This window comes from Lutibacter flavus (assembly GCF_900188355.1).
Lineage (GTDB): Bacteria > Bacteroidota > Bacteroidia > Flavobacteriales > Flavobacteriaceae > Lutibacter > Lutibacter flavus.
The window spans coordinates 427,974-452,901 of the sequence record NZ_FZNX01000004.1 but is presented as its reverse complement, the minus strand read 5'-3'; the positions used below and the strand labels follow the sequence as shown (position 1 = coordinate 452,901).

The following is a 24,928-nucleotide window of genomic DNA, read 5'->3' as shown; positions in this document are numbered from 1 at the left end:
ATGCCTTTATATAAAACCATTAATGTAAATAAACATACAAAAGTTTTTGTGTGGAAAATTGAAGAATCTTTTGAAGAGCTTTCAAAAGGGATTTCTCTAACTGAAAGAAGTGAAAATAGATTGCTTTCTATGAAATCTGAATTGCATCGTCGTGGCTTTTTAAGTGTGCGTCATTTACTAATAGAAGCTGGTTATACCGACTTTGATTTGTATTATAATGGTAATGGAAAACCTCATTTAACTGATGGAAAACACATTTCTATAACACATTCATTTACGTTTTCGGCTTTAATAATTAGTGACAATGAAGTTGGTATTGATATTGAAATGAACCGAGAAAAAATAAAAATCATTCAACATAAATTTGTCAATTTTGAAAGAGGTTTTATTCACAAAGATGATGATTATATAGAGCAACTAACGGTTATTTGGGGTGCAAAAGAAAGTTTGTATAAAATTTTTCCTCACGGTGGGTTAACATTTAAAAACGATATTGATATTAATTCTTTTCAAATTGCTGATAAAAAAACTACCGGATATATTAAGGTTGAAGGCTGGGATAAAAATTATGATATTCGTTTTGAACAAATAGATGGTTTTACCTTAGTTTATGCTATAGATCCTTCAAAAAATGACTAAATCAGTTTTAGAACATATCAAAAAAGTTTCTGAAAAAGGTATAAAATTATTGGCTATTTTATTGGATCCTGATAAAACAACTATTAAAGAAATTCCTGCTATTTCAAAAAGAATAGAAAAATTAAAAGCTGATTTTATTTTTGTTGGTGGAAGTCTTATTGAAAACGGTATTACAGATCTTTTTGTTAAATCTTTAAAACAACATACTAAAATTCCTATTGTTTTATTTCCTGGAGATTATACCCAAGTTACTAATAATGCGGATGCTTTATTATTTTTATCCTTGCTTTCAGGTAGAAATCCTGAATATTTAATTGAACAACAAATAAAGTCTGTTCCCTTTTTAAAAAATTCAACATTAGAAATTATTCCTACAGGTTATATTTTAATCGATGGTGGTACAAATTCTTCAGTATTAAAAGTAAGTAAAACAACAGCTATTTCTCAAAACGACATTCAATTGGCGGTTGACACGGCTGTTGCGGGAATGTATAAAGGCAAACAATTAATATATTTAGAAGCTGGAAGCGGAGCCAAAACCGTTGTTAATGAAAAGCTAATTTCAGAAGTAAAAAAAAATATTTCAATTCCTCTAATTGTTGGTGGAGGAATAAAAACGAAAGAACAACTAAAAGCAGCTTATAATAACGGTGCTGATTTAGTGGTTATTGGAACCGCTTTTGAAAATAATATTGATTTATGAATGAAATTATAGACTTTTTTACTGGGCCTTATCAATCTGCAAGCACCATAAAAATTTTGTTAGAATTAATTGCCGCAATTTTTGGTGTAGCAAGTGTTTTATATGCTAAAAATGAAAATATTCTAGTATTTCCAACAGGAATTATAAGCACTGTAATTTATGTGTATTTATTATCAAAATGGAATTTATATGGTGATTTAATCATTAATATATATTATACTATTATGAGTATTTACGGCTGGTATATGTGGAGTAAAATAATTGATGATGAAAAACATCACATTCCAATTTCCAGAACAAATAAAACTGATAAATTGAAGGCTTTTGGTATATTTCTATTTACTTCCATATTTGTAATTATTGTATACCGATATTACAATGTAGTGCCAAACAATTTAAATTTTACTGAAAGCATAAACTATGCATATACAAATATAAATTCCGGTAGTCTGGAAAATTTTAGAAAAATAACTCCATTTTTAGATACATTTACGACAGGAATATTTTTTGCAGGAATGTGGTTAATGGCAAATAAAAAAATAGAAAACTGGACATTTTGGATTGCGGGTAATATAGTTTCTATACCTTTATATTTTATAAAAGGTTATGGTTTTACCGGCATACAATACACAATATTTTTAGTGTTAGCAATACAAGGATACTTAGAATGGAAGAAGCGCTTAAACAAGACGACATAAATATTATTAAGGTAGTGTTATTTGGACCAGAAAGTACGGGAAAAACAACTTTATCTAAACAACTAGCCAGACATTATAATACTGTTTGGGCACCAGAATACGCAAGAGAATATTTACAAGACAAATGGAATAACGAACGTAAAACTTGCACAAATAAAGACCAAATGCCAATAGCATATGGACAAATGAAACTTGAAAATATGCTAGCTAAAAAAGCTGATAAAATTTTAATTTGTGATACCGATCTATTGGAAACTAAAGTTTATTTTGAAGAATATTATAAAGGATCTGTTGATCCAAAATTAGAAGAAGCAACATTAAATAATAAATACGACTTATACTTACTGACATATATTGATACTCCCTGGGAAAAGGACGATCTAAGAGATAAACCACATAAGCGTTTAGAGATGTTTAATTCTTTTGAAAGCTCTTTAAAAAAACACAACAAGAATTATATTATACTTAAAGGTGACTTGAAATCAAGAATGAAATTTGCAATAAGCGAAATTGATAAAATATTAAAGTCAAAACAAAATTTACAAAGTTTTTCTGATAATTTATTTGATTTAGACTTACATTTTTTACATCAACAAGATCACAATTCTCCAATTCAATAATTATGAATACTGAGAAAATCATAAAAGAATTGAAATTTAAAGCTGTTAGAAGTAGCGGAGCTGGAGGGCAACATGTGAATAAAGTTTCTTCAAAAGTGGAGTTGATTTTTGATCTTCAAAATTCTGAAGAATTGTCTATTGAAGAAAAAGAATTGCTGCTTAAAAACTTAAAATCAAAACTTACCAAAGAAGGATTTTTTTTGTTACAATGTGATGAGAGCAGGAGTCAGCATAAAAATAAAGAAATTGTTATTAAAAGATTTTTAGATCTAATTACAAAAGGGTTAAAAGTTCCTAAAGAAAGAAAAGCCACTAAACCAACCAAATCTAGTATTCAAAAAAGATTAGAGAAAAAGAAAAAAACAGCCTACAAAAAGGCTTATAGAAAAAGACCTGATCTTGATTAATTTATTCTAATTCCTTCAATAAATTTTCAGCAGATTGTGTAGCTTTTTTGTAATGTTTTAAACCCCACTTTGAAAACACCAACATAAAAACTATTAGAACAGGAACATAAAAATACCATAGTTTATTCTCTAAAAACAAATCTTTATTACTTAGTAATTTACCTGAAATTGGTAATATGGTAATTATAAAAATAAAACTCAAATAAAAACCTACGCGCTGCACTAACCAAAATTGTTTTTTACTTCTTGCAAAATCAATTAAATTTTGTGCTATACTTTTATTGGAAATATTGATACGCTGCATTTTTTTAACTGAACGCATCGACTTAACTGGAAGAATTATAAGATACAACATCGAAAAGACTCCACAAACTACTAAATACCAAGTATCTAATTTATTAAAATGCACTAAAATGTAAAACGCAGATAAAAAGCAAATAACAGTTCCAACAGTTTCTGGAATTGAAATAGATTTTAATTTATTTTTATATTTTTCTTGAGTCATTTCAATAATTAATTTATCTGTTAATAATTGTTGCCTTTCCATTTTTTTAGACATTTCCTGCCATTCATTTCTCATCTCTTCTAATTCCATAATCTTACTATTTAATAATTTGTTCTTTTAATTTTTGCTTGATTCTATTTAAACGAGTCCCAACATTACTCACCGTAAATCCTGTAATTACACCTATTTCTTGATAGTTTTTCCCCTCCAAATACAGTAAAATCACACCTTTTTCAATAGTATTTAATTTTTTTATTTGAGCATATAAAACTTTAATTCGTTCTTCCATAATCGTATCTAATTGATCAATTTTATTTGAAAGAACTGAATTTAGCGAAACTCTATTTCCGTTTCTCTTTTCCTTTTTTAAATATGTAATTGAAGTGTTTAAAGCAATTCTGTAAAGCCAGGTGCTTATTTTAGAATTTCCTCTAAACGAATCAAATGACTTCCAAAGCTGATAAACTATTTCTTGATACAAATCTTTTTGATCTTCCTCATTTGAGGAATAAACCAAGGTGATTTTAAAAATAATCCCTTCATTCTCTTTAATTACTTTAATAAACTCTTTTTGTTTCTGCATCAAAAATTAATTATATCTAATTAGTATGGCTATGGCTTAATAAATCACAAAAATTTAAATATTTTTTAAAACTTAACTAAAATAAGTAAATATTAATTAGCTTTGCATCGTCTCAAAAGGGGTGCCTAAAACGGCTGAGATCAAACCCAATGAACCTGAACAGATAATGCTGTTAAGGGAAAAACTAAACACAAAAAGTGTTTAATGGAACAATAGTTAATTATTCATAACATCGATTAATTACCTCTTTTTAAATCGTTTTATTTTTAAAAAAATGAAACAATATTTAAAATTAAACTTTAAAAAAGTAAAAAACTTAGTAGCTTTTTTAATTATTGCATTTTCAATAAATGCGAACGCACAAGAACTATTTACGCTTTCAGGAAAAGTAACTGATGGAACCAATCCACTTCCAGGAGCAAGTATTCTAGTAAAAGGAACAACAAATGGTGTAACTTCAGATTTTGATGGAAAATTTTCAATTTCTCTAAAAAAAGGAAGTTATACGTTAGTCGTAAGTGCTATTAGCCAACCAAAAGAAGTAAAAGTAACTTTAACAAAAGATACTTTTATCTCAATAAATATGGCAGATAGTTTTGTAAATCTTGATGAGGTTTTAGTATCGGCAGTTCGAGTTAAATCCACATCTCCTGTTACCCACAGTAACGTTTCAAAAGAAGATTTGGAAAAACGTAATTTAGGACAGGATATTCCAATGTTACTAAATTATCTACCTTCTGTTGTTACCACATCAGATGCGGGAGCTGGTGTCGGGTATTCAGGAATAAGAGTACGTGGAAGTGACGCTACAAGAGTAAACATTACAATAAACGGAATTCCTTATAACGATGCTGAAAGCCAAGGTACTTATTGGGTAAATATGCCTGATTTCACCTCTTCCACAGAGAGTATGCAGTTACAACGTGGAGTTGGAACTTCTACTAATGGATCTGGTGCTTTTGGAGCGAGTTTAAATTTACTAACAGATGCTGTTTCAAAAGAAGCTTTTGGAGAAATCAGTAATTCTTTTGGTTCTTATAATACGAGAAAACATACAGTTAAATTTAGTACAGGTAAAATTAACGATCATATCGAATTTTCAGGGAGGCTTTCAAAAATAGATTCAGATGGATATATAGACAGAGCCTGGTCCGATTTAAAATCATATTTTTTACAAGCTGCATATGTAGATGATAACACCTTGATTAAAGCCCTAACATTTGGAGGGCACGAAAAAACGTACCAAGCTTGGTATGGTGTTACCACTGACGAAATGGAAACCTTAGGAAGAACATACAATCCATATACTTATGAAAATGAAATTGATAACTACAAACAAGATCACTATCAATTTCATTGGAACGAGAAAATTTCAGAAAATTGGGCTACAAATATTGGATTAAATTACACATACGGCCGTGGTTATTTTGAACAATTTAAAGATGGAGAAGATTTCGCTGATTATGATTTAACTCCAATTACTTTAGGAGGTGAAACTATTGACCAAACAGATCTAATAAGAAGACGTTGGTTAGATAATGATTTTTATGTTTTTAATGCAAATGCAACTTATAAAAACAGTGATTTAGAGTTTATTTTTGGGACTTCATTAAGCAATTATAAAGGGGATCATTTTGGAGAAATAATTTGGGCTGAATATGCCAGTAATTCTGAAATAAGAGATCATTATTATGATAGTGAATCCAAGAAAAATGATACCAATATTTTTGGAAAACTGACCTATAATTTAGACGATTTCTGGATATTATTTACTGATTTGCAAGCTCGTTTCGTAAAATTTGAAACTACTGGATTAACCTCTGATAGATATCCAATAAATGTTGATGAAAGTTATTCATTTTTCAATCCTAAAGCTGGTTTAACTTATAAATTGAGCAATAATAACAGTTTCTATTTATCTTATGCAAAAGCCAATAAAGAACCTAATAGAAATGATTTTGAAAATGGTGTAAATACCTCAGAAAAATTAAATGATTTTGAATTAGGATGGAGATTTAATAACCAAAACATAAAAGTAAATACTAATATTTATTATATGTTGTATAAAGATCAGTTAGTTTTAACTGGCGCCATTGATGATACCGGAGCACCATTAAGAGCGACTAGCGGAAAAAGTTATAGACTTGGTTTAGAAGTTGATGCTTCTATTAAGCTTTCAAATAAATTAACACTACAACCAAATGTTGCAATTAGTAGTAATAAAAATGTTGATTTTGTAACTTCTTGGAATGGAGAATTGGTAGATTTAGGAGATACAGACATTTCTTTTTCACCTAATTTAATTGCAGCAAATGCAGTTGTTTTTCAGCCTTCAAAAAATGTCCAATTTTCATTATTATCTAAGTTTGTTGGAGAACAATTTATGGGGAATATTGATAATTCAAACTCAAAATTAGATAGTTATTTTGTGAATGATTTTAATGCTTCCTACGAAATAAAACCAACTAAAATTGTAAAATCAATTGTTCTAAGTGCCTTAATAAATAACATTTTTAATACCGAATATATTTCAAATGGTTATTATTACACCTATGATGATACTTGGTCGGTTGCTGGGCAAACCACTACTTTAGATGGAGCTGGTTATTACCCACAAGCCACAACTAACTTTTTAATTGGAGCTACATTAAAGTTCTAAAAACAATAAACCGAGGCCAAGCCTCGGTTTATTTATACTTTACATAACCTGTTTTTCAGGTTATTTCGTCCATTTTATAATATTTTCTAATACGTTTTCTTACGTAAAAAAATCGTACTATTCCAATACAAAGAAGTATTGGTGCAATAATTAAAAAGTAATAACCAAGTGCTTTAAGTTCTTGTAAAAATTCTAATTTTAGTATAGCAAAACCAGAACTTAAAAAAACAATAAAAGTTCTAAAATAAGCCAAAAAAGTTCGTTCATTAGCCAGCTTTGTTCTTTCTAATGCTAAAAAATCTCTTAAAATAATTTTTTCCAACTTAAAAAGTTATTGTGACATTTTACCAGTTGCGCAACTTACAAACGATTTTGCCTTATGAATTATAGTATTTGAATCACCAACTTCTGGATAACCCATCATTGATAATTTATTTTTTACTTTGGTTAAAACAGAATTATCTTTAGTATCAATAGTAATTTTGGAAGCTTCTACATCTACAGAAACATCCGTAACTCCATCTATTGACAAAATTCCTTTTTTTATTGTATTGGCACAACCACCACATTTTAAATTTAATATTTCTAAAGTTGTCATATATTTTTATAATTTGAGTCGTTATTTATTTGACAAAATTACTACTTTTAAATTACTTATTAAATGTAATACTCCAAACACCTCTTAAATCTCCTTCACTATAGCCTGTTGCAATATCAAAAGGATAAATTGATTTTATAATAGAATCTGTTTGTACACTTAAAGTTTCATTCAGTTTTCCATGACAAACCAAGCAATTGGCTTTAATTTTTATTGGAGCATAAAAATGTTTTTTGTTGTCTAAATCAATTTCAACAATAGGCTCTAATTCTTTTTCTTCTGAAATTAGTTTTTGATATCTATAAATAATCTCCAATTCTCTTTCCGTTGGCTCTATTTTACAACTTCTTAATAAATCGGATGATCTTTTAATTGTCGCATCATATTTGTTAGAAAGTTCTCCTAAAATAACAGTAGCATTTTCTTTACAAAAAGGTACTGCTTGTGCTGGACCACCTTCTTTCATTTGGGACATTAATTGAGAACTTAACTCATTAAAACTTGCTTCTGCAATCTCCTTTCCTTTTGAAATATATTTTTGCTGCTCCTTTTCTGAAAAAGAATTATCACAAGCTACTAAAATTATTAATGAAAATAATATGAATACTTTTTTAATCATTTCTATAATTATTTAACAATTTTATTTTTGTTTTTAGCCCAATTCATAATTCCTCCTTGCAAATCTGCTACCTCACTAAAACCTTGGTTTATCATTTTTTTTGAAGCCGAAGAGGTTCTGCTTCCAGATCTACAATAAATAAAAATGGGTTTATTCTTATCAAATTTAGAAACTTGCTCTAAAAACGACCTATCAAAATAATTAATATTAACAGCGCCTTCTATGTGTCCTTGAGCAAATTCCTGTGGAGTTCTAATATCAATAATTGTTTGACTTTGTGATTTTTCTTTAAACTCTTTTGGTGATAATTTTATTATCGCTCCTTGTTGTGCTTTTGACTTTGTTGATTGGCTATTATTACAATTTAAACTTAAAACAGAAATAAAAATTAATAATGATAGTTTTAGAGTAGTTTTCATTTGTTTGATTTTTTTGCAAATGTAAATTTACATTTTAACTCATATAGTAACCTAAGTTACGGATTTTTTTAAATAAAAAAAGGGAGTTTTAAAAAACTCCCTAAGCATTAAATTAAAAAAGAACATTTACAATAATGTTGTTGGACAAACATAATCTGTTAGTTTTACACCAGTATCTTTAATATCTTTAAATCCACCTCTAACATCTGTCACATTTTTTACACCATTAGCTTTAAAAATTGATGCCGCTATTAAAGAACGATATCCACTTGCACAGTGTAAAACATATTCTTTATCTGGGTTAATTTCCGCAAAATTTGAATGAATAAAATCTAAAGGAAAATTCTCAACACCTTCCACATGTTCTGATAGGTATTCCGATTCTTTTCTAACATCTAATGGTACTTCTATTTCTCCTTTTTTTAATCTGTTAGCAAATTCAACTGCAGAAATTGATCCAATTTTATCAACTTCATGTCCCGCTGCAAGCCAAGAATGGATACCTCCACGCAAATACCCCAAGGTATTATCGTAACCAACACGAGAGAAACGTGTAACAACTTCATGCTCTCTTCCTTCTTCAGCAATAAAAATTATTTTTTGATTGATATTTGAAATCAAGGCTCCAACCCATGGTGCAAAACCACCTTCAACACCAATATACCAAGCTCCAGGAACTGTTCCTTCTTCTGCATACAATTCTTTTGTACGTGTATCAACAACTAATATATCATCTTGCTCACTCATTTCTTTAAATGAATCGGCATCAATTGGAGTTGTACCTCTTTTTAAAATTTCATCTATACTAGTATTTATACCTTTGTTCATACGAACATTATTTCCAAAGTACTGAGGCGCTGGCTTTAAACCAGTTGTAACTTCTTTAATAAATTCTTCTTTTGTCATATCTGCTCTTAAAGCATAGTTGGTTTTCTTTTGATTTCCTAAGGTATCAAAAGTTTCTGAACTCATGTTTTTACCACAAGCTGAACCGGCACCATGATTTGGATATACAATAATATCGTCTGGTAAAGTCATAATTTTATTTCGTAAAGAATCAAATAAATGACCTGCTAAATCGGCTTGAGTTAAATCTGATTTTACAGCTAAATCCGGTCTACCTACATCTCCTATAAATAAACAATCACCTGTAAACACATATGGTGTTTTACCATCTTCATCAATTAACAAATAAGATGATGATTCCATTGTATGTCCAGGAGTATGCAATAACTTAAGTGTAAGATCTCCAATTTTAAATTTCTCGCCATCTTTTCCTTGGTGAATATCATAATTTGGTCTAGCATTTGGTCCAAAAACAATAGTTGCTCCAGTTTTTTTTGCTAAATCAACTTGTCCAGAAACAAAATCAGCATGGAAGTGTGTTAAAAATACATATTTAATTTTAGCTCCATCCGCTTTTGCCATTTCTATATATGGTTCAGTTTCTCTTAAAGGGTCAATAATTGCTGCTTCTCCATTTGAATGGATGTAATAAGCCATCTCTGCCAAGCAGCCCGTAAATAATTGTTCTACTTTCATAATAATCTGATTTTAATATTATTAAACTTGATTGTAACTTTCCAAATCTACATGAAACACATTATCTTTTTGTAATCGAGGTTACATAGTTGATAATTTTAAGAATATTTTAATTATTTGTTTGTTTAAGATAATCAAAATATTTCACTTCAATATCTTTATTTTTTTTACTATCTTCATAAGTGTCTATGGCTTCCTGAATACTCATAAAACAGTTACTATAGCTTATTTTTTTCATGATTCCACTTTTATCCAAAATATCTCGAACAGGTCCTTTCATTCCGCTAAAAGCAATCTCGATATTCATCCTTTTATATTTATTTATTACATCTCTCAACATATAAATACCCGAACTATCAATACTATTAATGCTTTCTCCATCAATGATAATAAGTTTTATTTTATCCCCTTTTTCAATTACAAATTCTTCTAATTTATCTTTGAAAAATGCCACATTTGCAAAAAATATTTGAGCATCAAATCTTACAATTAAAATATCTTCCTTTACTTCCAACAAGCCTTCAAATCTTGAAACATTTCTATAAAAATGTGTGTCAGGAACTTTTCCCAAAATTGCAATATGTGGCTTTGTACTTCTATAAATTAACATTGCCATAGACAAGATAATCCCTATTAAAATTCCTTCTTTTATGCCAACCGTTGCAGTTACTATAAGTGTTGTATTCAAAATAATAAGTTCTCTTCTTGAATATCTTAATAATTGTTTTGGTACTGAAAAATCTAACAATCCAATTACCGCAACTATAATTATTGCACCAAGAACAGCTTTTGGTAAGTAATAAAATAATGGTGTTAAAAATAACAAGGTTAACCCAACAATTAACCCAGATATTATTGCTGCTAAAGGCGTTTTCGCTCCAGCCTGATGGTTTACAGCTGTTCTAGATAAACCTCCCGTTGCCGGATATGTTTGAAAAAAAGAGCCGACAATATTACCTAATCCAATTGCAATTAATTCTTGATTTGGATTAACTTTATAATCGTTATGTTTTAATTCAATTGCTTTTGCAACTGATATAGCTTCTAAAAAAGCAATTAATGATAATGTTAACGCAATTGGAAATAATTTAATTAATGTGTCTTTTTCAAATTTAGGAACAACAAAATCTGGTAATCCTTTTGGTATTTCTCCAAGTATTTGAACTCCTAACTGCTCTAAATGAAATATTCTAACAGCTAAAATACCTAAAACAACAACAACCAATGCTGCCGGTATCTTTTTCGACAATCGTTTAAAATAAAGCAAAATAAGTATTGAAATTATTCCTATTACAGCTGTAATCCATTCAATATCTTTTATATTTTGAAATGCATCTATAAGAATACCCTGAATTTTATTATCCCTTTGAATATTAACCCCTAATAAATGTTTCAATTGATTTAAGCCTATTATTAAAGCTGCCGCCGAAGTAAATCCACTTATAACAGGTCTCGATAAAAAATTAACCAAAAAACCCAACTTAAAAAAACCAAAAAACACCTGTAAAACCCCCATCATAAACGCCAAAAGAATAGCAAATTCAATAAAATGCTGAGTTCCAATTTGAGCCAATGCCACAACTCCAGAGGCTACTATAAGTGAATCCATTGCGACAGGTCCAACTGCTAATTGACGAGATGTTCCAAAAATAGCATACACAATTTGAGGAATCATTGCTGTATACAAACCGTAAATTGGGGGTAAACCCGCAATCATTGCATAAGCAATTCCTTGTGGAATTAACATAATTCCAACAGTTAAACCCGCCCCAAGATCTCCTTTTAGCCAAGCGTTTTTATAATTTGGAAGCCACTCTAAAATTGGCAAAATGTTTTTAAGATTCATTAACCTTCAACTTTTACGTTACACTCCTCAAAAACTTTAAATTCGCAGGGTTTATTAATTCTTTTATGAATTTCTGCAATAGCAGTATTTTTATCTTTAAAGAAAATATCCTTTCCAATTTTATCAATAAAACCTCCTTTTTCTAAAACATCCTGACTTATTATTTTTAATCCTGAAATATAAATCCCTCCCCTGTTTTTTTGCCATTTTAGAATTTCATTAGATAACCATTCTGCCGCCGCCAAATCAATAAAATTTATTCCTTCTCCTGCAATTAAAACATGCTGAATTTTATTCTCATCATAAAGTTTTGATAAGAAATCTGAAATCTTTTCTATTGAACCAAAATATATAGATCCATCAATTCTAATAATTTTTAAATTTGAACATTCAACAGCATCTAAATCCCTAATTTTATTTACAAATCTCTTTTCCTTATTAAGTGCAATTACGGCAATGTTTGGTTTTGAAGTTCTATCTAAATAAAAGAAAAAAGAAGTAATAATTCCGGCCAATAATGCAAACTCAAGATCAAAAAACAGCGTTCCTAGTAAGGTGATAGCTAAAATTATTAATTCTTTACCACTACTTTTATATACTTGTTTTATATGATGAAAGTCTATTAAGTTGTATCCCACCAATAAAATAATACCTCCCATTGCGGCTTTTGGTAAATAAGAAGCATAATTAGCCAGGAGCAACAACACTATCATTAAAAAAATAGATGCAAAAATAGCAGATAACGGGGTTTTTGCTCCTGCCTGATGATTAACACCCGATCTTGTAAATGAACCCGAACCCGCATAACTTGAAAAAAAACTGGCTACTAAATTCGATACTCCCTGACCTATAAATTCTTGATTTCCATCAATTTTTTGATGTGTATGTAAAGCAATTGACCTTCCAATAGCAACAGCTTCAATTAATCCTAGTAGGGCTAACACCATTGCTCCCGAGCTCAATGTGTTAACATTATCATAACTCAAATCTGGTATTCTAAATGGTGGTAAGTTTGATGGTATTTCTCCAACTGTTTCAATTCCATTAACATCGCCGCCTAATAAAATGGCCAAAACACTTCCTAATACCATTGCTATTAGCATATAATATTTTGACAAAGGTTTTATTAAAAACCTTATAATCAATGCAATAAATAATGTTCCGGTCGCTACAATAAAAACATACCAATTTGTTTCTGAAAGATGATTGGCTATATATGCTAATATCTCAAGAATTGTACTCCCTTGAGGTACTTTTATTCCAAATACATGTTGCAGTTGTTTAAAAGCAATTAAAATTCCTGCTCCAGCGGTAAATCCTATTATTACCGAATGAGAAACGAAATTTACTAATTTACCCATTCGCAGTATTCCCATCATAAATTGAAAGAAACCAGCTAAAAAGGTAAGAACTAAAGCCAGTGAAATATAGGTTTCTAATTCCGTTTCCGGACTTACAAACTTAACTAATGTTGAATAAACCACAATTGAAATAGCTGTAGTTGGTCCAGATATCAAGTGATATGAAGATCCAAAAAGTGCAGCAATTATTGGTGTTATCATTGCGGTATAAAACCCATAAACTGGTGGTAAGCCCGCAATCATTGCAAAAGCAACTGCTTGAGGTATAACAATAATTGTACCTGTTATTCCTGCAATTAAATCATCTTTCCAGGTCGTTTTGGTTAATGGTAACCAAATTAAAAAAGGGAATATTTTTTTTAAACTCATATAGATATATTTAGAGTTTTTAGTACTACAAAAGTAATATGATATTAATTTAGTATTGTGACATAAGTCACAATACATTTAAAACAATTCTCCCTGTGAAGTACCTTTAATTCTTCCTAAATGTTTATACGCTAAGTCTGTTACTTCCCGACCTCGTGGAGTACGCATAATAAAACCTTCTTGTATTAAAAAAGGCTCGTAAACTTCTTCAATTGTTTCTGAGTTTTCACCTACCGCAGTAGATAAAGTACTAATTCCAACAGGCCCTCCTTTAAATTTATCAATTAAAGTTGTTAAAATTTTATTATCCATTTCATCTAAACCATGTGCATCCACATTTAAAGCGTTTAAAGCATATTTTGCAATTTCAATTGTAATTGTACCATCACCTTTAATTTGTGCAAAATCACGCACTCTACGAAGTAGCGCATTCGCAATTCGAGGGGTTCCTCTACTCCTTCCTGCAATCTCTATTGCAGCTTCCATTGAAGTTGGCACTTTTAAAATGATTGAACTTCTTTGAACAATTGTAGTTAATAATTCTGTATTATAATATTGTAATCGGCTACTAATTCCAAAACGAGCACGCATAGGTGCCGTTAACAATCCGGAACGTGTAGTAGCTCCAATCAATGTAAAAGGCTCCAAATCTATTTGTACAGTTCTAGCATTTGGTCCAGACTCAATCATAATATCAATACGATAATCTTCCATAGCTGAGTACAAATATTCCTCCACAATTGGACTTAACCTATGAATTTCATCAATAAATAAAACGTCACGCTCACTTAAATTTGTAAGTAAACCCGCTAAATCCCCTGGTTTGTCTAATACAGGTCCGGAAGTAATTTTTAATCCAACATTTAATTCATTTGCTAAAATGTGTGCTAGTGTAGTTTTTCCAAGTCCAGGTGGTCCATGAAATAAAGTATGATCCAATGCTTCCTCACGTAAATTTGCAGCTTCAACAAAAATCTTTAAATTTTCTAAAACTTGTTCTTGTCCTGTAAAATCCTCAAAACTTAAAGGTCTCAATTTTTTTTCTACATCCAATTCTTCGGATGAAAAATGTTCTTTATCAGGATTCAAGTTTTCGTTCATAAAAACAAAGATAGCAGAAATAAAAAAACCTTTCTAAAAAAATTAGAAAGGTTTTCAATATATTATTTAATCTTTTAAGATTCCTCTTCGCCTTCGTATAACGGTACTACTTGAGATACAAAATCTTCATCGTGACCTGGTTTACTATAATCATATGGCCAACGGTGAACAGCTGGTATTTCTCCTGGCCAGTTTCCATGTATATGTTCAACCGGAGTTGTCCACTCTAAAGTATTAGATCTCCAAGGATTTTGTTCTGCCTTTTTTCCTTTGTATATACTAATAAAGAAATTTGCTAAGAATATGATTTGCGCAGCACCACCCAGAATTGCAAATAGTGTAATTACAATATTTACATCAGCTACGTCATCAAATAAAGGAAAAGCTGTATTTGAATAATATCTACGTGGTAAACCTGCCAATCCAATAAAATGCATTGGGAAGAAAACTCCGTAAGCTGCAACAGCAGTTATCCAGAAATGCCAATAACCTAATGTTTTGTTCATCATTCTTCCATACATTTTAGGAAACCAGTGATAAACTCCGGCAAACATTCCATAAATAGCAGATACACCCATTACTAAATGGAAGTGAGCCACAACAAAATAAGTATCATGAACATTAATATCTAAAGCGCTATCTCCAAGTACTAAACCTGTTAAACCTCCAGATATAAATGTAGAAACCAATCCAATTGAAAACAGCATTGCCGGATTCATTTGAAGGTTTCCTTTCCAAAGTGTAGTTATATAATTAAATGCTTTAACCGCCGAAGGAATTGCAATTAATAATGTTGTAAATGTAAATACCGAACCTAAAAATGGATTCATCCCTGAAATAAACATATGATGACCCCATACAATTGTAGATAAAAATGCAATTGCTATTATAGAACCAATCATAGCTCTATAACCAAAAATTGGTTTTCTGGAATTTGTTGATATAATTTCAGACGTTATACCTAATGCTGGTAATAATACAATATAAACTTCTGGATGACCTAAAAACCAAAATAAGTGTTCAAATAAAACTGGTGATCCTCCTTGATAATGTAAAACTTCTCCTTGAATAAAAATATCTGATAAAAAAAATGACGTTCCAAAACTTCTATCAAAAATTAATAATAAGGCAGCAGATAATAATACTGGGAATGAAACAACCCCTATAATTGCAGTAACAAAAAACGCCCAAATTGTTAATGGCAATCTTGTCATTTTCATTCCAACAGTTCTCAAATTAAGAACGGTTACAATATAATTTAAAGCTCCTAATAATGAAGAAGCTATAAATATTGCCATTGAAACTAACCAAAGAGTCATTCCCATACCTGATCCCGGAATTGCCTGAGGCAACGCACTTAAAGGCGGGTAAATAGTCCACCCAGCTGATGCCGGACCTGCTTCAACAAATAAAGAAATAACCATTATTACACTAGACAAAAAGAATAACCAATATGAAACCATATTTAAAAATCCAGATGCCATATCACGTGCTCCAATTTGTAATGGAATTAATAAGTTACTAAAAGTTCCACTTAATCCTGCTGTTAATACGAAGAATACCATTATAGTACCATGTATTGTTACAATCGCTAAATAAATATCTGGAGACATAACACCTCCATCTTGATGACGGCCTAAAAACGCTTCAATAATACTAAATGAAGTATCTGGCCAAGCAATTTGTAAACGGAATAACATTGACATGAATACCCCAATAACTCCCATAAAAATACCAGTAACTAAATACTGTTTAGAAATCATTTTATGGTCAGTACTAAAAATGTACTTCGTTACAAATGTTTCTTTATGATGATGATCTGACATAATATATTTTATTTTAGTAGTATAGTAGTTAATTTTTATTGAACAACTTGTGCCATTGTTTTCTGGTTGCTTAACCAAGAATTAAATTCACTTTCTTCTTCAACAATAATTTTCATTTGCATATTATAATGTGATGATCCACAGATTTTATTACATAACAATAAGTAATCAAATTCATATGGGTCTTCACCTTTTTCAGCTCTAATTTTATTAATCCCATCAACCTTAGTAATGGTCTTGTCATTTAACCTCATTTCTTCAGTTGTCATTGAAGGTGTAAATGCAAATTGAGTAACCATTCCAGGCACACAATTCATTTGAGCTCTAAAATGGGGCATATATGCAGAGTGTAAAACATCTTGCGAACGGAATTTAAATATTACTTTTCTTCCTTTTGGTAGATGTAGTTCTCTTACCGGAACATCATCTAACGCATTCTTATCTGTCATATCAACACCCATTGTGTTAATTCCTTTAATATTTCTAACATTTGCCAATCCTAATTCATTATCCTCTCCTGCATACCTAGCTTCCCATTGAAACTGTTTTGCATATACTTCTACAATTAACGGGTTTTCAGCATCTGAAGGATCCATAACATCAATCCAAACAGAAAGTCCGTAAAGAACTAAACCTGCAAGCACTACTGCTGGAATAATTGTCCAAATCATTTCTAATTTATGACTGTCGGCATAAAACAATGCTTTTCTTCCTTTTACACCTCTATATTTAAAGGCAAAATAGAATAATAAAAATTGGGTAATAGCCTGAACTACTAGAATTAATACCATTGTAACCATATACAACGTATCATATTTTTCTCCTTCAAGAGACGCCGAATCTGGTAATAAAATTGATGAATATTTCACAAAAGAAAATATCATTAATCCATAAAAGAAAATTCCAAAAGCTGCAAATAAAATACCTTGTGTATTATTATCTTTTTCTGTAGCAATTACACTTTTTAAATTTAATATACTTGCAACCTGCCATATAGCTACGGCAACAACAATTGCCAATAAGATGTAAAGTAATGCTGTCATTTTTTTATTTTGATTTTTTTAGTGGTGTCAAATATAAAAAAAATCCTGAATAAATTGAATTCAGGATTCCTTTCTATATTAATATTTTAACATTTAGTAATGAAATTGTTCGCTTTCTTTAATAAATGGGTTTCCTTTAGCTAATAATGGTGCTTTTGATAATGCCGTAAATACTACATAAATAAAAATTCCAAGAACTAATAATACTGAGCTTATTTCAGAAATCCCAATAAACCATTGATCTCCAACAGTTGCAGGCATCACCATTACATAAATATCTATATAATGTCCTATTAGAATTACAATACCAGTACAAACTATAAACCAGTTTACTCGTTTAAAATCACTATTCATTAAAACCAATAAAGGGAATACAAAATTTAACACTAACATTCCTAAAAATGGAATTTTATATTCATTAAATCTAGAGACGAAATAAGTAACTTCCTCTGGAATATCTGCATACCAGATTAACATGAACTGTGAAAACCATAAGTATGTCCAAAAAATACTGAATCCAAACATGAATTTTGCTAAATCATGTAAGTGACTATTATTTACAAATTCCAAATATCCTTTTCCTTTAAGGTATATTGATACCAATGCAATTGTTGTTATTGCAGAAACAATCATACTTGCAAATACATACCATCCAAATAAAGTACTATACCAATGTGGATCTAAAGACATTATCCAATCCCAAGACATCATAGATTCTGTTACTAAGAAAAATACTAGAAAAGCAGCAGAACGTTTAAATAATTTCGTATAATTACTAATATCTGTAGCATTGTCTTGTGCCAAAGTTAATTTTCTTGAATGTTGACGATACCATACCCATCCTGCCATATAAATTGCAGCTCTTATTAAAAAGAAAGGCACATTTAAATATCCTGCTTTATTTTGAATTAATTCATCATGAGCAACAACCTCAGGATCCATCCATACAAATAAATGATTCATATGTAAAGATGATAACACAAAAAACACAAACAATAAAATAGCTCCTACAGGTAAATAAGCTGTTATTCCTTCCATAACTCTAAATAACACAACCGACCAACCGGCTTGTGCCGCATGTTGAATTGCATAAAAAGCTAAGGCCCCTAATGAAATCATAAAAAAGAAAAATAGCGCAACATATAATGCCGACCAAGGTTTATTTTTTAAATAATGAAATGCGTGTTCAGCATGTGTATCATCAGAGTGAGCTGATTCAGTTTGTTCAGCACCATGAGCATCTGCCTCAACAACATGAGTATCAACATCATGATTTGCAGCAACTTCACCATGAGAATCATGGCTGTTTTGTAACATCACTTTAACATCTTCTACCGAACTTGGCGTAGACAAAAAACCGTAAGCAACACCAATTAAACCTAAAATCATTAAGGCAAATGAAAATGTTTTTAATTTACTTGAAAAGGTATACATATTAATAAATTCTATCTTAGTAAAAGTGTTATTTTAATAATTCTGTTCTTAACTCTTGAACATACATTGTAACTTGCCAACGCTCTTGAGCTGTTAATTGAGATGAATGTGATCCCATCATATTTCTTCCATACATTATAACATGATAAATACTACCTTCTGTTATATCTCTATCCTTATAATTTGGAATTCCTAAAAACTTATCTCTTTGAACTAATATCCCATCTCCAGCACCAGTTTTCCCATGGCAAGAAATACAATAAATATCGTACATTTTTTTTCCATTTGACAAATTGGCTTCGTTAACTTCCAAAAGGTTTTTAGAATTTAATTTTGCTGCTTCATACCCTTCATTTGAATTTTCATAATCATAAGGTACTTTTCCTCTTGCTATTGTTCCATCAACAGGAAGTTGAGTTGTCATTCCATTTGCATAATTAGGATTTTCACTATAAGTCTCATATCCTACAGATTTATACATATCTGGCATATATTGGTAATTTGGTTTTGATTTATCACTCCAACAAGATGATAACGTAAATAGGAAAACCAATACAATTGTAATTTTTAAAATGTTTTTCATTTTAATTAATGCTTTTCAGTTACTTTAATTTCAACAGTTCCTGTTTTTTCTAAAAATGATACTAAATCACTTTCATTCCCATCAACTGCAACCTCCATCACAAACATATCGTCCGTAGTTCTTGGATCAGGATTTTCAGCTTCTTTAAAAGGCCATAATCTACTACGCATATAAAAAGTAATTACCATTAAATGCGCCGCAAAAAATACACTTAGTTCAAACATAATTGGAACAAAAGCCGGCATATTTAGAAAGAAACTAAAACTTGGTTTCCCACCAATATCTTGTGGCCATTGTTCTATCATCATATAATTCATCATCCAAACTGCAAATGAAAAACCAACACATCCGTACATAAAAGCAGTAATTGCAATTCTTGTACCTTTTAGCCCCATTGCTTTATCTAAACCATGAACCGGAAATGGTGTATAAACTTCTTCAATATGATAATGAGCCGCACGAACTTCTTTTACGGCATCCATAAGGATATCATCATCATTATACATTGCTTGTATTACTTTTGAGCTCATAATTACTCTTTATTTTTTTAAGTTTTTAGCTTGACCTGCCCAATCATCACGTTTTGCTCTTCCTTTAAATGAATCTAAAATAGAATCTAGCAAATCATATTCAGTATCAGTCATTTTACTTACTTGTTCAAAACTATAAATTCCAATAGTATTTAATGTTTTTTCCAATTTAGGACCAACTCCACTTATCAACTTTAAATCATCTGCTGTTTGAGTTTCTTTATCAAATACTCCTAAAGTACCTAGTAAACTATTTTTATTAGCATTTGAATCAACTACAGTTTCAGTTTTTACATTTATAGCGCTTTTTGTAACTGTAGGAGCTGGATTTTTACCTCCTGCATCTCTATGTAATTTATAATTTTCTCCTGATGATTTCAATATAGATTTCACCTCTGCCTGAGCAATTACAGGGAAAGTTCTTGCATACAATAAGAATAATACAAAGAAGAAACCAATTGTTCCAACATAAATACCAATATCAACAAATGTTGGTGAGAACATTGTCCAAGATGATGGTAAATAATCTCTGTGTAATGAAGTTACAATAATTACAAATCTTTCAAACCACATTCCAATGTTTACAACAATTGAAATAATGAAAGAGAAAGTAATACTTGTTCTTAATTTTTTAGACCACATAAATTGTGGAGAGAATACATTACAACTCATCATTAACAAATAAGCCCACCAGTAAGGTCCAGTTGCTCTATTTAAAAATGCATATTGTTCATATTCTACACCTGAATACCAAGCGATAAATAACTCAGTAATATATGCACAACCTACTATAGAACCCGTAATCATAATTACAATGTTCATTAATTCAATGTGCTGTTTAGTAATGTATGCTTCTAAATTCGAAACTTTTCTCATTATAATTAACAAGGTGTTTACCATTGCAAATCCAGAGAAAACGGCTCCTGCCACAAAATAAGGAGGAAATATTGTTGTATGCCATCCTGGTATAATTGATGTAGCAAAATCAAAAGATACAATTGTATGTACTGAAAGTACTAAAGGTGTTGCTAAACCTGCTAACACTAAAGAAACTTCTTCAAAACGTTGCCAATCTTTTGCTCTACCAGTCCAACCAAAACTTAATAAACTATATATTTTCTTTTGGAAAGGTCTCACTGCTCTATCACGTAGCATTGCAAAATCAGGTAATAAACCAGTCCACCAGAAAACTAACGATACTGATAAATAAGTAGAAATGGCAAAAACATCCCACAATAATGGTGAGTTAAAGTTTGTCCAAAGTGTACCAAATTGATTAGGAATTGGTAATACAAAGTGAGCATTCCAAACACGTCCCATATGAATTACCGGGAACAATCCTGCTTGAACAACTGAAAAAATTGTCATCGCTTCTGCAGAACGGTTAATACCCATTCTCCATTTTTGACGGAATAACAATAAAACAGCAGAAATAAGTGTACCAGCATGACCGATACCTACCCACCAAACAAAGTTTGTAATATCCCAGGCCCAACCTACGGTTTTATTTAAACCCCAAACTCCAATTCCTGTTCCAATGGTGTATATAATTGAACCTATACCCCAAAGAAAGGCTAAAAGTGCAATTGTAAATGCTGTCCACCATAATTTATTTGCTTTACCTTCTACAGGAGCTGCTACTTCCACGGTAATGTCATGGTAGCTTTTATCTCCAATAATTAAAGGTCTTCTAATAGGTGCTTCGTAATGAGACGACATAATCTAATCTAATTATTATCTTTTATTAATATTTTATCCTTCTTGTATATTTCTAACCTTAACATGATAAACCACATTTGGTTTTGTACCAATGTGCTCTAATAAATGATAAGCTCTTTTATCTTGAGTTAAACTTGTAACAGTATCTTCTTTGTGATTGATATCCCCAAATACCATAGCACCAGTACTACAAGCATTAGAACAAGCTGTTTCAAATTCATTTGTATTTACTGGTCTACCTTCTCTTTTAGCTTTTAGAATAGTGGCCTGAGTCATTTGCATACACATTGAGCATTTTTCCATAACTCCACGAGAACGAACAGTAACATCTGGATTTAATACCATTTTACCTAAATCATCATTCATGTTATAATCAAACTCACTATTATTTGGATAATTAAACCAGTTAAATCTACGAACTTTGTATGCACAGTTATTTGCGCAGTAACGAGTTCCTACACAACGGTTATATGCCATTTGGTTTTGACCTTGACGACCATGAGATGTTGCAGCTACCGGACAAACTGTTTCACAAGATGCATGATTACAGTGTTGACACATTACTGGTTGAAAAGCAACGGAAGGGTTTTCAGATGGATCTTCTAATTCAGACATTGCTGTTTTATATCCAATTACTCCTTTTCCATTTTCTTTCTTTTCATTATCACCCTTAAAATCTTCTTCGTGAGAATAATATCTATCGATACGCAACCAGTGCATATCACGAGATTTTCTAATTTCTTCTTTACCAACTACAGGAACATTATTTTCAGCGTGACAAGCTATTACACAAGCTCCACATCCTGTACAAGCATTTAAATCAATAGATAAATTAAAATGATGCCCAATTGATCTATCAAATGAATCCCATAAATCAACAGTTGTGGCTTCAACTTCATTATGATCCAAAGATACCATTGGAACACTATTCCATTCCTTGGAATCTACATTATTATAGTCTTCAATTGTAGTTTCTTTAATAATATCACCTCTACCCATTAAAGTATTGTGTAACTGAACACAAGCAAATTCATGCTCTCCAGTAACAACTTTTAATGAAACATCCGATTGATAATTATTAAAGTCCTTATAAAATTGATAAGCATTCTTACCTGTTTGCATTTCAGTTTTTAAACCTTGAGTACGTCCGTAGCCAAGCGCTAATCCAATAGAACCTTTTGCTTGACCTGGTTGAATTAATGCAGGTAAAACTTCTGAAACCCCATTTACTGTAATTTCAACTAAACTTCCATTTAATGCACCATTTGCAACATTATGATTAACAGCACCAATTACTTCAGCATCTGCTTTAGAAATTGTTAAGTAATTATCCCAAGAAGTTCTTGTAATTGGGTCTGGAAATTCTTGTAGCCAAGGGTTATTTGCCATTTGACCATCACCCATTCCAGTTTTAATATACAAAGCAAGTTCTAAATCACTCCCTTTAACTTTTGCTAATTCTGAACCTGCAGCATCAATATCTACTTCATTGATAATAACTTCTTGTTCCTCAACTTCAGCTGTAAATACTCCATCATGTAAAGCTTGATTCCAAGATTTACCAGCTAATACTTCATCATTCCAAGATTCTTTTAAGAAATCATAATAAGTAGTAGAACTGCCAGTCCAAGCTAATAATGCATCTTGAAACTGACGTGTATTAAACAATGGTTTAATAGTAGGTTGCATTAAGCTATAGTGTCCCTTTTTAATAACAACATCTCCCCAAGACTCTAAATAATGTGGTGTAGCTAAGGCGTATTGAACAGCGTTTGCTGTTTCGTTATCTTGCATTGAAAATGCTATCGATAACTTTACTTTTTTCAATCCTTCAACAAAATCAGCTGAATTTGGTAAAGAATATACTGGATTTGCATTATTAATAATTACAGCACCAATTTTACCAGCATTCATATCTGAAATTAATTTTGCAACCTCAGCATCATTTCCTTTTCTAATATTTTTAGTTGCAACAACGTCAATTACTTCACTGTTAATAGCTTGGTTTATTGCCAATGCTAATAATTGTGCATTTTTATCCTGAATTCCAGTTAATACAACTGCTTTACTTCCTGCTTTTTTAATTTGAGAAACAGCTTTCTGAACTGCATTACTTAAAGGAGTAGCTTCTTTTGTTGAAATCCCTTTAACAACTGCATTGTATAATTTAATAAGTGCTAAATTTTGTTCAGATGGTTTTACCATTAAACGTTTATCTGCATTAGCACCTGTTAATGTCATATTAGATTCTATCTGAATATGGCGAGACATTTTTCCATGATTTGGAACACGCCCTTTTGCATATCCAGCTTCAAAACCTCCACCTTGCCAATCTCCCAAGAAATCTGCACCAATAGAAACAATAACTTCAGCATTTTCTAAATTATAATCTGGTAAAGCTCTAGTTCCATACATTTCTTCAAAAGCATCTAATGCTGATGATTCCGAAACTGCATCATAAACTACATGGTTTATTGTTCCAAAAGTTTCACCTAATTTAGTTACTAGCTTTTTTGTAGATGGACTCGCACAAGTTCCTGTTAAAACGGCAATGGCTAATCCAGACTCTTTAACTTCATTTAATTTTGAAATTATTTGAACGTCTGCATCTGCCCATGAAATTTCTGAACCATTTGCTTTCGGCGCTTTTAAACGAAGACTATCATACAATGACAAAACTGAAGCTTGCACACGTGCATTTGTACTTCCGTTTGCATCTTTATTAGGTTCTATTTTTATTGGACGCCCTTCTCTAACCTTTACTAATACATTTGCAAAATCAAATCCGTCAGCCATTGTTGTTGCATAATATTCTGCAACACCAGGAATAATATCATCTGGTTTAATTACATAAGGAATTGATTTTACCACAGGACCTTCACAAGCAGCTAACGATGCAGCCGCTGTTGTAAACCCAACATACTTTAAAAAGTCTCTACGCGTTGTTGATGAAGTTTCTAAACTCTCTTTATTACCTAAAAATTCATCCGTTGGAATTTCTTCAACAAACTCGTTCTGTTTTAACGTATCAACAATAGAGCTGTTTGCATTTAGCTCCTCAACACTTTTCCAGTATTTTTTGTTTGATGCCATTTTATATTCTGTTATTTACTTCGTAATTAAT

23 protein-coding genes are annotated in these 24,928 nt (G+C 30.9%); 6 read left to right on the top strand and 17 right to left on the bottom strand.

Features of this window, described 5'->3' with window-relative positions:
• From CHB63_RS13085 to arfB, 5 genes are read left to right on the top strand one after another with little or no spacing between them, the layout of a single operon-like run.
• Positions 1 to 639: a 4'-phosphopantetheinyl transferase family protein gene (locus tag CHB63_RS13085; protein WP_089378914.1), complete on the top strand. Its 639-nt coding sequence runs from the start codon at positions 1 to 3 to the stop codon at positions 637 to 639.
• Positions 632 to 1,342 carry a geranylgeranylglyceryl/heptaprenylglyceryl phosphate synthase gene (locus tag CHB63_RS13080; RefSeq protein WP_089378913.1) on the top strand — a complete coding sequence of 237 codons (711 nt, stop codon included), beginning with the start codon at positions 632 to 634 and terminating at the stop codon, positions 1,340 to 1,342. The genes CHB63_RS13085 and CHB63_RS13080 overlap by 8 nt, the downstream gene beginning before the upstream one ends.
• Positions 1,339 to 2,040 (top strand): nicotinamide riboside transporter PnuC, encoded by a 702-nt coding sequence (pnuC, locus tag CHB63_RS13075; protein ID WP_089378912.1) that lies wholly within the window; start codon positions 1,339 to 1,341, stop codon positions 2,038 to 2,040. The genes CHB63_RS13080 and pnuC overlap by 4 nt, the downstream gene beginning before the upstream one ends.
• A complete protein-coding gene (locus CHB63_RS13070; RefSeq protein ID WP_089378911.1) occupies positions 2,010 to 2,660 on the top strand; it encodes an AAA family ATPase in 651 nt (216 codons plus the stop codon). The genes pnuC and CHB63_RS13070 overlap by 31 nt, the downstream gene beginning before the upstream one ends.
• 2 nt (positions 2,661 to 2,662) lie before the next feature.
• On the top strand, positions 2,663 to 3,067 hold the full coding sequence (arfB, locus tag CHB63_RS13065; RefSeq protein WP_089378910.1) for an alternative ribosome rescue aminoacyl-tRNA hydrolase ArfB: 405 nt from the start codon (positions 2,663 to 2,665) through the stop codon (positions 3,065 to 3,067).
• 1 nt (position 3,068) lies between these two features.
• On the opposite strand, the gene CHB63_RS13060 is transcribed toward arfB, so the two are convergent.
• Positions 3,069 to 3,662: a hypothetical protein gene (locus CHB63_RS13060; RefSeq protein ID WP_089378909.1), complete on the bottom strand. Its 594-nt coding sequence runs from the start codon at positions 3,660 to 3,662 to the stop codon at positions 3,069 to 3,071.
• Between the two features lie 7 nt (positions 3,663 to 3,669).
• Entirely contained in the window at positions 3,670 to 4,155 is a 486-nt protein-coding gene (locus tag CHB63_RS13055) for an RNA polymerase sigma factor (RefSeq protein ID WP_089378908.1), read from the bottom strand.
• A 274-nt stretch (positions 4,156 to 4,429) separates the two neighbouring features.
• Here CHB63_RS13055 and CHB63_RS13050 point away from each other — a divergent pair, with 274 nt between their 5' ends.
• Positions 4,430 to 6,814, top strand: coding sequence for a TonB-dependent receptor (locus CHB63_RS13050; protein ID WP_089378907.1), 2,385 nt, complete (start codon positions 4,430 to 4,432; stop codon positions 6,812 to 6,814).
• Positions 6,815 to 6,869: 55 nt separating this feature from the next.
• On the opposite strand, the gene CHB63_RS13045 is transcribed toward CHB63_RS13050, so the two are convergent.
• From CHB63_RS13045 to CHB63_RS12975, 15 genes are all read right to left on the bottom strand, one after another.
• Positions 6,870 to 7,136 carry a DUF202 domain-containing protein gene (locus CHB63_RS13045; RefSeq protein ID WP_089378906.1) on the bottom strand — a complete coding sequence of 89 codons (267 nt, stop codon included), beginning with the start codon at positions 7,134 to 7,136 and terminating at the stop codon, positions 6,870 to 6,872.
• Positions 7,137 to 7,145: 9 nt separating this feature from the next.
• Entirely contained in the window at positions 7,146 to 7,412 is a 267-nt protein-coding gene (locus CHB63_RS13040) for a heavy-metal-associated domain-containing protein (protein ID WP_089378905.1), read from the bottom strand.
• A 52-nt stretch (positions 7,413 to 7,464) separates the two neighbouring features.
• Positions 7,465 to 8,031 carry a Tll0287-like domain-containing protein gene (locus tag CHB63_RS13035; RefSeq protein WP_089378904.1) on the bottom strand — a complete coding sequence of 189 codons (567 nt, stop codon included), beginning with the start codon at positions 8,029 to 8,031 and terminating at the stop codon, positions 7,465 to 7,467.
• An 8-nt stretch (positions 8,032 to 8,039) separates the two neighbouring features.
• Positions 8,040 to 8,450, bottom strand: a complete 411-nt coding sequence (locus tag CHB63_RS13030; RefSeq protein ID WP_089378903.1) for a rhodanese-like domain-containing protein — start codon at positions 8,448 to 8,450, stop codon at positions 8,040 to 8,042.
• A 126-nt stretch (positions 8,451 to 8,576) separates the two neighbouring features.
• Positions 8,577 to 9,992, bottom strand: a complete 1,416-nt coding sequence (locus tag CHB63_RS13025; protein WP_089378902.1) for an MBL fold metallo-hydrolase — start codon at positions 9,990 to 9,992, stop codon at positions 8,577 to 8,579.
• Between the two features lie 109 nt (positions 9,993 to 10,101).
• A complete protein-coding gene (locus tag CHB63_RS13020; protein ID WP_089378901.1) occupies positions 10,102 to 11,838 on the bottom strand; it encodes a SulP family inorganic anion transporter in 1,737 nt (578 codons plus the stop codon).
• Positions 11,838 to 13,568 (bottom strand): SulP family inorganic anion transporter, encoded by a 1,731-nt coding sequence (locus CHB63_RS13015; protein ID WP_089378900.1) that lies wholly within the window; start codon positions 13,566 to 13,568, stop codon positions 11,838 to 11,840. Before CHB63_RS13015 ends, CHB63_RS13020 begins: the two co-directional genes overlap by 1 nt.
• Before the next feature lie 78 nt (positions 13,569 to 13,646).
• Positions 13,647 to 14,669 (bottom strand): Holliday junction branch migration DNA helicase RuvB, encoded by a 1,023-nt coding sequence (gene ruvB / locus CHB63_RS13010; protein WP_089378899.1) that lies wholly within the window; start codon positions 14,667 to 14,669, stop codon positions 13,647 to 13,649.
• A 74-nt stretch (positions 14,670 to 14,743) separates the two neighbouring features.
• Entirely contained in the window at positions 14,744 to 16,495 is a 1,752-nt protein-coding gene (locus CHB63_RS13005; RefSeq protein WP_089378964.1) for a cytochrome c oxidase subunit I, read from the bottom strand.
• A gap of 35 nt (positions 16,496 to 16,530) precedes the next feature.
• On the bottom strand, positions 16,531 to 17,538 hold the full coding sequence (locus tag CHB63_RS13000; protein ID WP_089378898.1) for a cytochrome c oxidase subunit II: 1,008 nt from the start codon (positions 17,536 to 17,538) through the stop codon (positions 16,531 to 16,533).
• A 93-nt stretch (positions 17,539 to 17,631) separates the two neighbouring features.
• Positions 17,632 to 18,972 carry a quinol:cytochrome C oxidoreductase gene (locus CHB63_RS12995; RefSeq protein ID WP_089378897.1) on the bottom strand — a complete coding sequence of 447 codons (1,341 nt, stop codon included), beginning with the start codon at positions 18,970 to 18,972 and terminating at the stop codon, positions 17,632 to 17,634.
• A 28-nt stretch (positions 18,973 to 19,000) separates the two neighbouring features.
• A complete protein-coding gene (locus CHB63_RS12990; RefSeq protein WP_089378896.1) occupies positions 19,001 to 19,555 on the bottom strand; it encodes a c-type cytochrome in 555 nt (184 codons plus the stop codon).
• A gap of 5 nt (positions 19,556 to 19,560) precedes the next feature.
• The gene (locus CHB63_RS12985) at positions 19,561 to 20,085 is read right to left on the bottom strand and encodes a DUF3341 domain-containing protein (protein ID WP_089378895.1); all 525 of its coding nucleotides are present in this window, start codon (positions 20,083 to 20,085) and stop codon (positions 19,561 to 19,563) included.
• A 9-nt stretch (positions 20,086 to 20,094) separates the two neighbouring features.
• A complete protein-coding gene (nrfD, locus tag CHB63_RS12980; protein ID WP_089378894.1) occupies positions 20,095 to 21,804 on the bottom strand; it encodes an NrfD/PsrC family molybdoenzyme membrane anchor subunit in 1,710 nt (569 codons plus the stop codon).
• A 33-nt stretch (positions 21,805 to 21,837) separates the two neighbouring features.
• Positions 21,838 to 24,897: a TAT-variant-translocated molybdopterin oxidoreductase gene (locus CHB63_RS12975; RefSeq protein WP_089378893.1), complete on the bottom strand. Its 3,060-nt coding sequence runs from the start codon at positions 24,895 to 24,897 to the stop codon at positions 21,838 to 21,840.
• Between the last annotated feature and the right edge of the window lie 31 nt (positions 24,898 to 24,928).

What these genes read in the sequence shown, in the direction of transcription:
- CHB63_RS13085 (WP_089378914.1), top strand. Translation starts at nt 1, where the DNA reads ATGCCTTTATATAAAACCATTAATGTAAATAAACATACAAAAGTTTTT.
- CHB63_RS13080 (WP_089378913.1), top strand. Translation starts at nt 632, where the DNA reads ATGACTAAATCAGTTTTAGAACATATCAAAAAAGTTTCTGAAAAAGGT.
- pnuC (WP_089378912.1), top strand. Translation starts at nt 1,339, where the DNA reads ATGAATGAAATTATAGACTTTTTTACTGGGCCTTATCAATCTGCAAGC.
- CHB63_RS13070 (WP_089378911.1), top strand. Translation starts at nt 2,010, where the DNA reads ATGGAAGAAGCGCTTAAACAAGACGACATAAATATTATTAAGGTAGTG.
- arfB (WP_089378910.1), top strand. Translation starts at nt 2,663, where the DNA reads ATGAATACTGAGAAAATCATAAAAGAATTGAAATTTAAAGCTGTTAGA.
- CHB63_RS13060 (WP_089378909.1), bottom strand. Translation starts at nt 3,662, where the DNA reads ATGGAATTAGAAGAGATGAGAAATGAATGGCAGGAAATGTCTAAAAAA.
- CHB63_RS13055 (WP_089378908.1), bottom strand. Translation starts at nt 4,155, where the DNA reads ATGCAGAAACAAAAAGAGTTTATTAAAGTAATTAAAGAGAATGAAGGG.
- CHB63_RS13050 (WP_089378907.1), top strand. Translation starts at nt 4,430, where the DNA reads ATGAAACAATATTTAAAATTAAACTTTAAAAAAGTAAAAAACTTAGTA.
- CHB63_RS13040 (WP_089378905.1), bottom strand. Translation starts at nt 7,412, where the DNA reads ATGACAACTTTAGAAATATTAAATTTAAAATGTGGTGGTTGTGCCAAT.
- CHB63_RS13035 (WP_089378904.1), bottom strand. Translation starts at nt 8,031, where the DNA reads ATGATTAAAAAAGTATTCATATTATTTTCATTAATAATTTTAGTAGCT.
- CHB63_RS13030 (WP_089378903.1), bottom strand. Translation starts at nt 8,450, where the DNA reads ATGAAAACTACTCTAAAACTATCATTATTAATTTTTATTTCTGTTTTA.
- CHB63_RS13025 (WP_089378902.1), bottom strand. Translation starts at nt 9,992, where the DNA reads ATGAAAGTAGAACAATTATTTACGGGCTGCTTGGCAGAGATGGCTTAT.
- CHB63_RS13020 (WP_089378901.1), bottom strand. Translation starts at nt 11,838, where the DNA reads ATGAATCTTAAAAACATTTTGCCAATTTTAGAGTGGCTTCCAAATTAT.
- CHB63_RS13015 (WP_089378900.1), bottom strand. Translation starts at nt 13,568, where the DNA reads ATGAGTTTAAAAAAAATATTCCCTTTTTTAATTTGGTTACCATTAACC.
- ruvB (WP_089378899.1), bottom strand. Translation starts at nt 14,669, where the DNA reads ATGAACGAAAACTTGAATCCTGATAAAGAACATTTTTCATCCGAAGAA.
- CHB63_RS13005 (WP_089378964.1), bottom strand. Translation starts at nt 16,495, where the DNA reads ATGTCAGATCATCATCATAAAGAAACATTTGTAACGAAGTACATTTTT.
- CHB63_RS13000 (WP_089378898.1), bottom strand. Translation starts at nt 17,538, where the DNA reads ATGACAGCATTACTTTACATCTTATTGGCAATTGTTGTTGCCGTAGCT.
- CHB63_RS12995 (WP_089378897.1), bottom strand. Translation starts at nt 18,972, where the DNA reads ATGTATACCTTTTCAAGTAAATTAAAAACATTTTCATTTGCCTTAATG.
- CHB63_RS12990 (WP_089378896.1), bottom strand. Translation starts at nt 19,555, where the DNA reads ATGAAAAACATTTTAAAAATTACAATTGTATTGGTTTTCCTATTTACG.
- CHB63_RS12985 (WP_089378895.1), bottom strand. Translation starts at nt 20,085, where the DNA reads ATGAGCTCAAAAGTAATACAAGCAATGTATAATGATGATGATATCCTT.
- nrfD (WP_089378894.1), bottom strand. Translation starts at nt 21,804, where the DNA reads ATGTCGTCTCATTACGAAGCACCTATTAGAAGACCTTTAATTATTGGA.
- CHB63_RS12975 (WP_089378893.1), bottom strand. Translation starts at nt 24,897, where the DNA reads ATGGCATCAAACAAAAAATACTGGAAAAGTGTTGAGGAGCTAAATGCA.